The organism is Xylanibacter brevis P6B11 (genome assembly GCF_000621825.1).
In the GTDB taxonomy this organism is placed as follows: domain Bacteria; phylum Bacteroidota; class Bacteroidia; order Bacteroidales; family Bacteroidaceae; genus Prevotella; species Prevotella brevis.
Map to the genome: position 1 here is coordinate 1 of NZ_JHXG01000017.1, position 13,000 is coordinate 13,000.

Sequence of the window (13,000 nt, forward strand, 5' to 3'; positions counted from 1 at the left end):
GAGTTGTGTTCCGCCATGTGCTTGCACAGCTCAGGGTAGGTCATGGTCTTCAGCGATACGATGCGGGCATAGACCTTGCCGAACATCTTTGAGTTTCTCATCTGGTTGACATAAGTTTTGTAAAGTACAGGCATAGTGTTAAGGTATTAAATGGTTAAAGTTAATTGTGATTTTGCCGAGGATTTCGTTTGGTGGCCCCATTCGTCCCGTTTGCCGGCATTAAACGCTCCGTTTGGCGCCTCCATCCTCCGTTCCTCAAATGTATCGCAAAGGTACTAAATAAATGCGAGGTGTGCAAATATACAGGCAACAAACCACCAATTTTCGAGGGTATTTTTTAGGGGTAAAATGCGGAAAAATATATATTCGTTTTTTCTGCATGGGAATGACACGGGAATTTGATGCAAAAACTTACTTTCTTACTTCTTACTTTCTTATTTTTTGGTGTTTTCAAAATGTACTTGTAATTTATATATTATATATAATATTATAATATTATATATAATATATAAATTTATAATAACTTGTTGTTTTCTTTGCTCTCTTGTTGCGGAAAGAAAATTATAGCAAAAAGTAAGAAAGTAAGAAATAAGAAAGTAAGAAACTACACGTTCGTTTCTGAATTAAACGGTGTAATTTTGGGTAGTGTAGTTTTTTATGCCTAACTTTGCATCAATTAAACTAAAGACCAAGCAAAAGGTGACAGGTGACAGTCCCTTGTCAGAACTGATGAAAGCAATCCGAAACATGGAGCCAGCCTGTTTGAAGGTTAACGGGCGCAATTTTGCGCTCGTTGATTACAAGGTGACCGATGACAGTCCCTTGTCAGAACCTGAAACTTGAAACCAGAAACCTGAAACCAGCCACTTTGACCATCCTAATTCTTAAGTTCTATCATCTCTTGAAGTTTAATAATCTCGTCGCGATACTGAGCAGCTTGCAGGAACTCAAGGTTCTTGGCGGCCTCCTTCATGCGACGGGTGGTCTCTGCAATCAACTTCTCGATTTGCGGACGCGTCATGCGTTCGATGATAGGATCAGCAGCCACGTTATCTACAGAGACAGCTGGTGCATCGGCAGAAGCCATCTTTAGTTCCTTGACATCGGCACGGTCGTCGCGACTGAGCGAACTCTTCAGCGTCTTCACAATCTGTGTGGGAGTGATGCCATGCTCCTCGTTGTAGCGCAACTGTTTGGTACGACGCCGCAGGGTCTCGTCGATGGTCTCCTGCATAGAGCGCGTGATGGTGTCGGCATACATGATGACCAGACCGTTGACGTTGCGCGCAGCACGTCCTGCCGTCTGCACCAGCGAACGGCGAGAGCGAAGGAAGCCCTCCTTGTCGGCATCGAGAATTGCCACCAGCGACACCTCGGGCAGGTCGAGGCCTTCGCGCAACAGGTTGACGCCTACCAACACGTCGTAAACACCCTCGCGCAACTCGCCAAGTATTTTTACGCGATCCAGCGTAGCCACGTCGCTATGGATATAGGCCGTCTGAACCCCGTGTCCCAACAGATATTCGCTGAGCTCCTCGGCCATTCGCTTGGTCAGCGTGGTGACCAGCGTGCGTTCGTGGCGCTCAATACGCTGACGTATCTCTTCGAGCAGATCGTCTATCTGGTTCTCGCTGGGTCGCACCTCTATCTGCGGGTCGAGCAGACCCGTAGGGCGGATGACCTGTTCCACCACGACACCCTCGGCTTCGGCCAGTTCGAAGTCGGCCGGCGTTGCCGAGACGTAGATGACCTGGTGCAGTTGCTCCTGAAACTCTTCAAACGTCAGCGGACGGTTGTCGAAGGCAGCCGGCAGGCGGAAACCATATTCTACAAGGTTGGTCTTGCGGGCACGGTCGCCACCATACATCGCGCCAATCTGTGGCACAGACACGTGGCTCTCGTCGATAAACAGCAGGAAGTCGTCGGGGAAGAAGTCCAGCAGACAGTAGGGCCGTTCGCCCGCCTTGCGTCCGTCGAAGTAGCGCGAGTAGTTCTCAATGCCCGAACAGTGGCCCAGCTCCTTGATCATCTCCATGTCGTACTCCACACGCTCCTTGATGCGCTGCGCCTTAATCTCATCGCCCTGTTCCTCGAAAAACTGCACCTGTCGCACCAGGTCGTCTTGAATATCATGGATGGCCTGGTTGGTTTGCTCCTGTGTGGTCATAAACAGGTTGGCAGGGTAGAGCTTATATTCGGCATAGCGCCCCAGTCGCTGAAGCGTCACGGGGTCCAGTTCCTCGATGGCATCAATCTCGTCGTCCCAGAAGGTGACACGCAGCACCATGTTGTTGTAAGCCATGAAGATATCCACTGTATCGCCCTTCACACGGAAGTTGCCTCGCTCCAGTGCGATATCGTTTCTGACATACAGTGACTGGACAAGTTTTCTTAACAGCGCATTGCGGTCGATATTTTGACCTTGACGAATCTCGATCACGTTCTCCGACAGAGCGTTAGGGCTTCCCATGCCGTAGATACATGAAACAGAAGATATAACGATAACATCTTTTCTACCTGACAACAAACTACTTACTGCACTAAGACGAAGTCGGTCTATTTCCTCATTGATAGCCAGGTCTTTTTCGATGTAAGTATCAGACGAGGGTAGGTACGCCTCAGGCTGATAGTAGTCATAATAGCTGACATAATACTCTACGGCATTATCAGGAAAGAAACCACGCATCTCGTCGTAAAGCTGAGCCGCCAAGGTCTTGTTGTGACTCAAAATCAGCGTCGGTTTGCCGCAGTTGGCTATCACGTTGGCCATTGTGAACGTCTTGCCAGAGCCCGTGACACCCAGCAAAACCTGCGCCCTGTCGCCCCGACGTACACCATCGGTCAACTCACGTATTGCCTCGGGCTGATCGCCCATAGGCTGATATTTCGATGTAAGCTTAAAGTCCATATTGCGTGCAAAGTTACGAATAATTTTAAAAAGAGTCTGCTTCGGGGTTAAAAAATATGTAATTCGCTTTGATAATTGGGATTTTTTCTGTACCTTTGCATGCTAATTAAAATGTACGATGAAAAAGAACGTTTTCAAGATATGGGGAATGGCGCTGCTATCGGTTTTGATGACCGGCTGCGCTGCTGAGTTCAACAAGGTGTTTAAATCGAGCGACTACGACTATCGCTATGAGTACGCCAAGCAGTGCTTTGCCGAGGGCAAATACCAGCGCGCAGTGACCCTGCTGCAAGACCTGATCACGCTGAAGAAAGGTACACTGGAAGCCCAGGAATCACTCTATATGCTGGGCATGGCCGAGTATATGGATGGCGACTACGAGTCGGCTTCGGCAACGTTCAAGAAATACTATCAGACCTATCCCCGCGGCATCTATGCCGAGAAGGCCTGTTTCTACATCGGGCAGTCGCTCTATGAAGGCACACCGGAGCCTCGCCTCGACCAGACACCTACGGTGGGCGCCATCAGTGCTTACCAGCAATTTTTGGACATCTACCCCCACTCAGAGCTGAGAAAGACAGCGCAGGACCGCCTGTTCGAACTTCAAGACAAACTGGTGCAGAAAGAGCTGCTCTCAGCCGAGCTCTACTATAATCTGGGGGGCTATTTTGGTAACATCAACTCCAACAACGAGAGCAATTACATCTCGTGCATCATCACGGCCGAGAACGCGCTGAAGACCTACCCCTACAGCAACTGGCGCAAGGAGTTTGCTGTGCTGATCATGAAGAGCAAATTCCAGTTGGCCGAAAACTCGAGCGAAGACCGTCGCTTGGAGCGCTATCGCGACGCTGAAGACGAGTGCTACGGATTCCTGAACGAATATCCCGACGCGAAAGAGAGCGAACTGGCCAACAAATACATCGCAAAGTGTAAGAAAGTGATTAAAGACTGACCCCTGCGACTTGCAAAGGACGTCATATAAACGAAAAACAAAGCATAAAACATAACTTTAAAATTAAGAAATGGATTACAAAAAGTCAAAAGCTCCGGTTAATACCGTGACTCGCAACATCATGGATTTGTGTGACAACACTGGCAACCTCTATGAGAGCGTAGCTATCATCGGAAAGCGCGCCAACCAGATTTCGGTGCAGATCAAGGAAGACCTGTCAAAGAAGCTGGCCGAGTTTGCAAGCTACAACGACTCACTGGAAGAGGTATTCGAGAACCGCGAGCAGATTGAGATTTCGCGCTACTACGAGAAGTTGCCCAAACCCACACTGCTGGCTACTCAGGAGTTTATCGAGGGTAAGGTGTACTTCCGCGACCCCTCTAAGGATAATCAGAACCCCGCAGAGGCATGATTCAGCGCATCCAAACCGTATTCCTGCTGCTGGCTGCCATCGCAGCCGGCGTGTGCGGGGCTATGATGACCAACCTGACACTGATGCTGGTGGCCTTCGTGGCTGCCATCGTGTCGGTGGTCTGCATCTTTCTCTACAAGCAGCGCAAGCGCCAGGCATCGGTGTGCTTCTTCAACATGCTGATACTGGTGATGTGGTACGTGAACCTGGCTACGTCCTACGACAGTACCGCACTGACTTGGCCTATGGCGCTGCCTATGGTGGGCATCGTGCTGCTGTTTTTGGCACGCAAGCGCATACTGGCCGACGAGAAGCTGGTGCGCTCGCTAGATCGCATTCGTTAATACGCAAAACAAGAGTATGGAGATCAAGACATCGGAATTCACACTTTCGTCACCCATGGTGAGCATGTGTCCAAAGGACAATAAGCCCGAATATGCATTCATAGGGCGCTCGAACGTTGGTAAATCGAGCCTTATCAACATGCTTTGTCGCAACAAAAAGTTGGCAAAGACATCGTCAACACCAGGCAAAACGCTGCTCATCAACCACTTTATCATTAATCGCGAGTGGTACTTGGTGGACCTGCCTGGCTATGGCTTTGCCAAACGCTCAAAGAAAGAGGTACAGAAACTGGACCAGATGATCCGTGGCTACATCCTGGAGCGCGAACAGTTGGTCAACGTGTTTGTACTGGTGGACGTCAGATTGGAACCTCAGGCCATCGACCTGGAGTTTATCAACTGGCTGGGCGTGTCGAGCGTGCCCTTTGCTATCGTGTTTACAAAGGCCGACAAGCTGACTCCTACCAAGGTGAAAGCTAATGTGGCGGCCTACGAGAAGAAAATGCTGGAGACTTGGGAGGAGATGCCGCCATACTTCGTCACCTCGTCGGAGAAAGCACAGGGACGCGAAGAGGTGCTCTCGTACATAGAACAAATCACTAAGTCGCTGAAAGAGTAGGGGGAAAGGGGTCATGCCAAAGGAGATACCGTATCTTGACGTGCAGAACCTGACAAAATCGTTTGGGTCGCTTCTACTGTTCAGAAACATTAGTTTTTCAATTGCCGAAGGGCAGAAGGTGGGCTTGATTGCCAAGAATGGCGTGGGCAAGTCCACATTATTATCTTTATTATCTGGAAAAGACTCACCCGACTCGGGCGATATCATCTATCGCCGCGACTTGCGCGTGGGTATCTTGGAACAATCACCTAAGTTCGATGCCGAGGAAACGGTGCTGGATGCCTGTTTCAACCATGAAGGCGACCCTGAAAAGGTGCTGAAGGCTAAGCAGATACTGACGCAGCTGAAAATCAGAGACCTGCAGCAGCCCATGGGACAGCTGTCGGGCGGACAGCAGAAGCGCGTGGCACTGGCCAACGTGCTGATACTTGAGCCTGACCTACTGATTCTGGACGAGCCGACCAACCACCTGGATCTGGAGATGATTGAATGGCTGGAGGGCTTCCTGAACCGCGGCAACAAGACGCTGCTGATGGTGACGCACGACCGCTACTTCCTGGATCGCGTGTGCACCGTCATCCTGGAAATCGACGACCAGAGCGTCTATACGTATCGAGGCAACTATGCCTACTATCTGGAAAAACGACAGGAACGCATAGACAACCGCAGGGCTGAGATTGCTAGAGCCAACAATCTGTATCGCACGGAACTGGACTGGATGCGACGCCAGCCACAGGCACGTGGCCACAAGGCTAAATATCGCGAGGATGCCTTCTACGAACTGGAGAAGGTGGCTAAATCGCGCATCGAGGAGCGGGCCGTCAGGTTGAAGGCTAGCAATGTGTACATCGGCAGCAAGATTTTTGAATGTCAGTACATCTCGAAGAAGTTCTCTGACGATGTGGTCATCATGAAGGACTTCTACTACAACTTCTCGCGATTTGAGAAGATGGGCATCGTTGGAAATAACGGTACAGGAAAATCAACATTCTTAAAGATGCTGCTCGGCGAGGCACAGCCCGACGACGGAAAGATAGTGGTAGGAGAGACGGTCCGCTTCGGCTACTTCTCGCAGGAAGGACTGAAGTTTGACGAGACACAGAAAGTGATAGACGTGGTGCGTGATATCGCTGAATATATCGACTTGGGCAGTGGCAAGCACCTGACTGCCAGTCAGTTTTTGCAGCACTTCTTGTTCACACCCGAGCAACAGCACAACTATGTGTATAAGCTGTCGGGCGGAGAGCGACGCAAGTTGTACCTCTGCACAGTGCTGATGCAGAACCCCAACTTTTTGGTGCTCGACGAGCCTACCAACGATATGGACATCGTGACGCTGCAGATTCTGGAGGAATACTTGCAGGACTTCCCTGGATGTGTCATCGTGGTGAGCCACGATCGCTACTTTATGGATAAGGTGGTGGACCACCTGCTGGTGTTCAAGGGCAATGGCGAGATCAAGGACTTCCCTGGTAACTATACGCAGTATCGCCAATGGAGCGCACTGCAACCCAAGGAGAGCGCCACGAAAAAGGTGGTGAAGCAGACAGAGGCTCCTGCAGCCAACAATGCGGCAGCACCTGTAAAGCGCCGACTGACGTTCAAGGAGAAACGTGAGTACGAGCAGCTGGAGAAAGATATCGAGGCGCTGGAACAAGAGAAGAAGGATATCGAAGAAGCACTGAGCTCTGGCACGTTGTCGGTAGATGATATCACAACCATGAGCATCCGTCTGCCAAAACTGAACAACGAGCTGGACGAGAAGTCTATGCGATGGTTGGAGTTGGCTGAGATCAACGGATAGCTGAGGGGGCTTCGAGCAAGATAAATACAACGACTACACTGAGTGACACACATATATGGAACAGGTTTTACCATCAAGAATATTGCAGACAGCCGTAGAACAGCTCTCGCTGTTGCCTGGCGTGGGACGAAAGACGGCCCTGCGCTATGCACTGAATCTGCTGAGAAGCGACGAGGAGCAGGTTAGGGCGTTTACCGATGCCGTGGGGGCGCTGAAACGCGACTTGAAGTTCTGTAGCGTGTGCCATAACATCAGCGATACCGCTGTGTGCCCTATCTGCAGCGACAAGCGCAGGGATGCTACGACCATCTGTGTGGTGAGCGACATTCAGGATGTGATGGCGCTGGAGAACACACAGCAGTATAAGGGCCTCTATCATGTGCTGGGTGGCGTCATCTCGCCACTGGATGGTATGGGACCTGCCGACCTTGAGATCGATTCGCTAGTGGAGCGTGTAGCTGAAGGCGGCGTCAACGAAGTCATTTTGGCCATCAGTCCTACGATGGAGGGCGATACCACCTGCTTCTATATCTACAGAAAACTGGCGCCCTACAACGTTAAAGTGACGCTCCTGGCTCGCGGAGTGGCTGTGGGCGAAGATTTGGAATATACCGATGAGGTGACCCTAGGACGCTCGCTGCTGAACAGAACACCTTTTGGTGATGACAAATAGCCGAAGAGATGCTCCGAAACGTACATCTTCAACAATCAATAACAAAACACTTACAATCGTAATATAATGACTAAATTAAAGACTATTTTTATTACCATCATAGCAATCACAGCACTCATCTATCTGATTGGTGACTATCTGGAGGTGGATATGGGCTTCCTGGCCGGCTCTTCAGAAACCACACTATATGTAGTGGAGACGGTGATGGTGCTGCTGACATTGTCGCTTATCTATCTGATGCTGCGACTCTTCAAGTTTAAACGTATTCAAAACGACCTCTACGAAAGAAAAGAGGAAGCACTGGCTCGCTGGGGGACCCTGAGACTTATACTGCTGGGGGCTTTGCTGATAGGCAACACCTTATTATATTATATGTTCGGCAACGAGGCGAACTTCGGACATATGGCTGTCATCACACTGCTGGTGATGCCTTTTGTCTATCCCTCAGCAAAACGTTGTGAAGCTGAGGTGACTCCCGTTGAACCCAACCAACAAGAAGACGAGAAATGAAACTGAGCATCGTCATCGTAAGCTATAATGTGCGACACTATCTCGACCAATGTCTGGAGAGCGTGTTGCGTGCCACACGTGATATCGATAGCGAGATCTTCGTGGTTGACAACGATTCGAAAGATGATACGGTAGCTTACTTGAAACAGCGCTACGCCCAGCAAATCAAACTGATAGAAAGCAATCGTAATCTTGGATTTGCTCGTGCCAACAACATCGCCATCAAGCAGTCGGTGGGTGAGTATGTGCTGCTGCTAAACCCCGATACATTTGTAGCCGAGAATGCGCTGACCAAGGTGATCGACTTCTTGGATGCTCACCCTCAGGCGGGTGGGGCAGGCGTGATGATGCACAATGCCGATGGCAGCATAGCACGCGAGTCGAGAAGAGCCGTCCCGACGCCTTATGTCTCATTCATGAAGATGATAGGGCGCTCTGATCGCTACTACATGAGTCATCTCCCGTGGGATTCGCCTGCGCGCATAGAAGTGCTGAGTGGTGCTTTCTGTATGTTACGTCGCCAAGCACTCAATAAGGCAGGATTGCTGGACGAGGACTTCTTTATGTATGGCGAAGACATCGACCTCTCGTACCGCATCATGAAGAGTGGCTACGAGAATTGGTACATACCGGCTCACATCGTGCATTACAAAGGGGAATCTACCTGCAAGACTAGCTATCGCTATGTCCACGTGTTCTATCAGGCTATGATCATCTTCTTCCGTAAGCACTATGGGCACCTTTCGTTCTTTATCACGGCACCTATTAAGATGGCTATCTATCTGAGAGCTTTCATCGCTTTGTGCCAGATGTTATACTGGAGCATGAGGAATGCTTTGGGATTTACCACTCATCGAAAGACCGAACCAAACTATCTTTTTGTGGGTTCAACCGAGATGCTCGAGGAGTGCAGAGTGTTGGCAGAACGTAAAGGACTCCAGGCCGCTTTCTATCCGCAGTTGGAGGCTGTGCCTGAGATGCAAAACAGTTATGTGGTGTACGATATAGACACCATCGGCTTTGAACACATCATTGCCCACGCCCATCAGCATCAGCCAGGCTGGTTGGGAATAGGTACATATAACATGAAGACCCACGAGTTAATCACACTTAGAGATATTATCGCATGAACAAGGCACTACCTACGGTCAGACTTAGAGCAATGGAACCTGAAGACCTGGAGTTGCTCTACACTATAGAGAACGATATGAGCATCTGGGACGTCAGCGCCACCAACGTTCCGTATTCTCACTATGTGCTTCACGACTATATGGCACAAGTGACTGGCGATATCTATACCGATAAGCAAGTGAGACTTGTGATAGAAAACGATAAGGGTGAGGTTGTAGGATTGTTGGATCTGGTCAACTTTGACCCGAAGCACAATAGAGCTGAGTTGGGCTTAATCATTCAAAAGCCATTTCGCCGTCAGGGCTACTCGGAGGCCACTATGCTGAAACTGCATGATTATGCCTCGAAGGTGCTTCATCTACATCAAATCTATGCCGTCATCGCTGTAGAAAACAAGCCATCTTTAGCGCTGTATCAGAAATTGGGATACAATCAGAGCGACGAACTGAAAGATTGGCTCTACGATGGTAAAGTTTATCGTTCTGCTGTCATCGTCAGCAAAATTTTCTAGCTGCAAGATTGGGATAGAAGATATTAGCCTCTTCTTTTAAACTCGCTACAAGTGATAGCTGTAGCTATAGCTACGTTCAGACTCTCTGCGTGACTATCGCTGCTATTGAAATCGGGTATCAACAGTTTGTTGGTGATCAACTGACGTATCTCGGCAGAGATGCCGTTACCTTCGTTGCCCATCACGATGATACCATTCTGGGAAAGCTCCTGCTGGTAGATGTTCTCACCATCAAGCAAAGTACCGTAAACAGGCACTTTCGCCTCCTTTATCAGCGACGCAAGATCCGTATAAGTGATTCGCACACGGGCAATGCTACCCATGGTGGCTTGAATTACCTTTGGATTCCAAGCATCAGCCGTATCTAGTGAACAAAAGATATCGCTAATTCCAAACCAGTCGGCAATACGAATAATGGTACCCAAATTACCGGGATCTTGCACACCATCGAGAGCCAAAACCAATTGGTCCTGTATGGCAGCAGCTTCTGTGGCAGGCATATGAAAGATACCAAGCACTTGCTGGGGGTGCTGCAGAAAACTGATCTTGCAGAGCTCTTCTTCGGTAACTTCCTGAAAACGTACATCTTGTGGGGCTTTCCATTCGTTGGTAGCAAAGAGCGTGTGTGGTTCGAATCCACACGACAAAAGGTCGCCCACCACCTTATGTCCCTCTGCTACAAAGAGATTTTCGCGCTTGCGGTACTTCTTCAGATCTAGCTGCTTAATAAACTTGATTTGGTTTTTGCTTATCATGCTGCAAAGTTAGCAAAAAAATGTAACAATCAGCAAGTTCTTCAAATAAAATGCGTATCTTTGCACATTGAATATGCGATTGTCCAAAACCATTCTTTTGTCTTTGCTGAGTGCGATACTCGTCTTGAGCTCGTGCTCCACCACACGTTATGTGCCGGAAGGCAGTGACCTTCTCAACAGTATTCGTCTTGAAACTGTTGGCGAATATGGGCGTGATGTGAACAAAGGATATCTTCGTAATTATGTTCGGCAGAAACCAAACTCGCGCTGGTTTTCCCTGTTTAAGCTTCCTTTGGCAACGTATTCTCTATCAGGCCGCGATTCTTCCAAATGGGTGAACCGCATGTTGCGCTCTATGGGCGAAGCACCGGTTTTATATGACGAACGACTTGCCGACCTCACTTGTAATGATTTGCAGCAGGAGTTGCGTAATGAGGGATTCCTGAACGCCAAAGTCACCAAGTCTGTAACACCGACAGGTAAAAAGAAAGTGGGCGTCATCTATAGAATGGAATTGGGCGAACCGTATTTCATTCATCATATTCAATATGAGATTGCAGACTCTGTGATTGATAGATTGATGGCAACAGACAGTGTGAATAGATTAATTCACGAGGGCCAAAAGTTCAATGTGTCTGTTCTTGACAATGAGCGTAAGCGCATCACGGAATTTCTGACCGATAAAGGCTATTATCGTTTTCATAAAGAATATATCTCTTACGCCGCTGACACAGCACAAGATTCGCGACTCATCGATCTAACTCTATTTCTTGATCCATACACCAACGAGAAGCACGAGGATACGCTGCACACCATCTATTATATAAGAAACATCCGTTATGCCAGCGGTGATCCTAACGATAGCAAGATTCATCTGCGCAAACATGTGCAGAGCGAGTGCACTTATTTGGCAGAGAACCAACCATATAGCAGTCGAGGATTGCAGAATACTTATGCACGATTTGGACGATTGCAGGCGGTGAAATATACAAATATCAATTTCCTACCGATAGCGGGAACTGATTCTCTGGATTGTGATATTCATATCCAAACCAATAAGCCTTCGACCATTAGTTTTCAACCAGAAGGTACAAATACGGCTGGTGATCTAGGTGCTGCAGCATCATTGACCTACCAGAATCAGAATCTTTTCAGAGGTAGCGAGGTGCTGAGCGTTGAGTTACGTGGTGCCTACGAAGCTATCCGAGGTCTAGAGGGATATTCCACGCAAGACTTTATAGAATACAGCGCACAAGCAAGACTGCAGTTTCCTCGTTTCATCATCCCCTTTGTTTCTCATCAGATGCGTCAACATATGAATGCCACCAGCGAGGTGTCACTGATGTACGACCTTCAAGATAGACCTGAGTTTCATCGCCGAGTCTTGTCTGCAGCCTGGCGTTATAAATGGAACTTTCCACATCGTCACGATCGCTTCCAACTGGATCTGATAGATCTGAACTATGTATTCATGCCCTGGATTTCAGATACCTTTAAGAAGGATTATCTGGACAGTGAGAATAATCGCAACGCCATTCTGCGTTACAACTATGCCGACCTGTTTATTACAAAATTGGGGTTAGGATACTCATATAGCAAAGGCAATTTCGCCATCAAGACGAACATAGAATCTTCTGGTTCACTATTATCGCTGGCCTCCCAATTGTTTAATGCCAACAAGGATGCCGATAATCACTATCGCGTGTTTAATATTGCGTTTGCTCAATATGCAAAGTTTGATATTGACTTGACTCGCTCATTGCAGATTGATAACACAAACCAGTTGGTATTCCATTGTGGTTTCGGTATTGCGTATCCTTATGGCAATAGCACAGTGTTACCATTTGAGAAACGTTATTTCTCGGGCGGTGCGAATAGTGTGCGAGGATGGAGCGTTCGTTCGTTAGGTCCTGGAAAATATAAAGAGAAAGACGGACGTATCAACTTTATCAATCAAACAGGCGATATGAAGTTGGACCTGAATATGGAGTATCGCACTAAGCTATTTTGGAAACTAGGAGGTGCTCTCTTTGTAGATGCAGGCAACATATGGACACTGCGTGAGTATAACGAACAACCTGGCGGACAGTTTAAGTTCGACACCTTTATTGATCAGATAGCAGTGGGTTATGGATTAGGCCTCAGATTGAACTTCGACTATTTCATCATCCGTTTTGACCTCGGAATGAAAGCCATTAATCCAGCCTTTGAAACAGAAGATGAGGAGCATTTCCCAATTCTTCACCCACGATTCAGTCGTGACTACGCTTTCCATTTTGCGGTGGGATTACCCTTCTAGCAGTGCTGCTCTCATAGTTTTTACGAGCATCCGCAGAATATTGTTTAAATATGATAAAAGTTTGAACAGCCAATTACGC

At 48.3% G+C, this 13,000-nt stretch carries 12 protein-coding genes; 10 read left to right on the top strand and 2 right to left on the bottom strand.

All coding sequences use genetic code 11. The features are described 5' to 3' along the window. Positions 1-877: 877 nt before the first annotated feature. On the bottom strand, positions 878-2,908 hold the full coding sequence (gene uvrB, locus T496_RS0109470; protein ID WP_027450538.1) for an excinuclease ABC subunit UvrB: 2,031 nt from the start codon (positions 2,906-2,908) through the stop codon (positions 878-880). 118 nt (positions 2,909-3,026) lie between these two features. On the opposite strand from uvrB, the gene T496_RS0109475 reads away from it, so the two are divergent. The 9 genes from T496_RS0109475 (at position 3,027) to T496_RS0109515 (ending at position 9,867) form a co-directional block, all read left to right on the top strand. Next, positions 3,027-3,863: an outer membrane protein assembly factor BamD gene (locus T496_RS0109475; protein WP_027450539.1), complete on the top strand. Its 837-nt coding sequence runs from the start codon at positions 3,027-3,029 to the stop codon at positions 3,861-3,863. Between the two features lie 70 nt (positions 3,864-3,933). Next, complete coding sequence (locus tag T496_RS0109480; protein WP_027450540.1) at positions 3,934-4,275, top strand: DNA-directed RNA polymerase subunit omega; 342 nt, start codon at positions 3,934-3,936, stop codon at positions 4,273-4,275. Further along, positions 4,272-4,619: a DUF4293 domain-containing protein gene (locus tag T496_RS13870; protein ID WP_027450541.1), complete on the top strand. Its 348-nt coding sequence runs from the start codon at positions 4,272-4,274 to the stop codon at positions 4,617-4,619. The genes T496_RS0109480 and T496_RS13870 overlap by 4 nt, the downstream gene beginning before the upstream one ends. A gap of 16 nt (positions 4,620-4,635) precedes the next feature. Next, the gene (yihA, locus tag T496_RS0109490; RefSeq protein ID WP_027450542.1) at positions 4,636-5,238 is read left to right on the top strand and encodes a ribosome biogenesis GTP-binding protein YihA/YsxC; all 603 of its coding nucleotides are present in this window, start codon (positions 4,636-4,638) and stop codon (positions 5,236-5,238) included. A gap of 13 nt (positions 5,239-5,251) precedes the next feature. Continuing rightward, entirely contained in the window at positions 5,252-7,042 is a 1,791-nt protein-coding gene (locus T496_RS0109495; protein WP_027450543.1) for an ABC-F family ATP-binding cassette domain-containing protein, read from the top strand. Positions 7,043-7,097: 55 nt separating this feature from the next. Next, positions 7,098-7,715, top strand: a complete 618-nt coding sequence (gene recR, locus T496_RS0109500) for a recombination mediator RecR (protein WP_027450544.1) — start codon at positions 7,098-7,100, stop codon at positions 7,713-7,715. 66 nt (positions 7,716-7,781) lie between these two features. Then, entirely contained in the window at positions 7,782-8,225 is a 444-nt protein-coding gene (locus tag T496_RS13875; RefSeq protein WP_052342166.1) for a hypothetical protein, read from the top strand. Next, positions 8,222-9,355: a glycosyltransferase family 2 protein gene (locus T496_RS0109510; RefSeq protein ID WP_027450545.1), complete on the top strand. Its 1,134-nt coding sequence runs from the start codon at positions 8,222-8,224 to the stop codon at positions 9,353-9,355. Before T496_RS13875 ends, T496_RS0109510 begins: the two co-directional genes overlap by 4 nt. After that, entirely contained in the window at positions 9,352-9,867 is a 516-nt protein-coding gene (locus T496_RS0109515) for a GNAT family N-acetyltransferase (protein WP_027450546.1), read from the top strand. Before T496_RS0109510 ends, T496_RS0109515 begins: the two co-directional genes overlap by 4 nt. A gap of 23 nt (positions 9,868-9,890) precedes the next feature. Here T496_RS0109515 and T496_RS0109520 read toward each other — a convergent pair whose 3' ends face one another. Then, the gene (locus T496_RS0109520) at positions 9,891-10,622 is read right to left on the bottom strand and encodes a TrmH family RNA methyltransferase (protein ID WP_027450547.1); all 732 of its coding nucleotides are present in this window, start codon (positions 10,620-10,622) and stop codon (positions 9,891-9,893) included. Positions 10,623-10,695: 73 nt separating this feature from the next. Between T496_RS0109520 and tamL the strand changes: the two genes are divergently transcribed. Beyond that, complete coding sequence (tamL, locus tag T496_RS0109525; protein WP_027450548.1) at positions 10,696-12,921, top strand: translocation and assembly module lipoprotein TamL; 2,226 nt, start codon at positions 10,696-10,698, stop codon at positions 12,919-12,921. The last annotated feature ends 79 nt before the right edge of the window (positions 12,922-13,000 follow it).

Coding starts and splice junctions, on each gene's coding strand:
- uvrB (WP_027450538.1), bottom strand. CDS start 2,908: ATGGACTTTAAGCTTACATCGAAATATCAGCCTATGGGCGATCAGCCC.
- T496_RS0109475 (WP_027450539.1), top strand. CDS start 3,027: ATGAAAAAGAACGTTTTCAAGATATGGGGAATGGCGCTGCTATCGGTT.
- T496_RS0109480 (WP_027450540.1), top strand. CDS start 3,934: ATGGATTACAAAAAGTCAAAAGCTCCGGTTAATACCGTGACTCGCAAC.
- T496_RS13870 (WP_027450541.1), top strand. CDS start 4,272: ATGATTCAGCGCATCCAAACCGTATTCCTGCTGCTGGCTGCCATCGCA.
- yihA (WP_027450542.1), top strand. CDS start 4,636: ATGGAGATCAAGACATCGGAATTCACACTTTCGTCACCCATGGTGAGC.
- T496_RS0109495 (WP_027450543.1), top strand. CDS start 5,252: ATGCCAAAGGAGATACCGTATCTTGACGTGCAGAACCTGACAAAATCG.
- recR (WP_027450544.1), top strand. CDS start 7,098: ATGGAACAGGTTTTACCATCAAGAATATTGCAGACAGCCGTAGAACAG.
- T496_RS13875 (WP_052342166.1), top strand. CDS start 7,782: ATGACTAAATTAAAGACTATTTTTATTACCATCATAGCAATCACAGCA.
- T496_RS0109510 (WP_027450545.1), top strand. CDS start 8,222: ATGAAACTGAGCATCGTCATCGTAAGCTATAATGTGCGACACTATCTC.
- T496_RS0109515 (WP_027450546.1), top strand. CDS start 9,352: ATGAACAAGGCACTACCTACGGTCAGACTTAGAGCAATGGAACCTGAA.
- T496_RS0109520 (WP_027450547.1), bottom strand. CDS start 10,622: ATGATAAGCAAAAACCAAATCAAGTTTATTAAGCAGCTAGATCTGAAG.
- tamL (WP_027450548.1), top strand. CDS start 10,696: ATGCGATTGTCCAAAACCATTCTTTTGTCTTTGCTGAGTGCGATACTC.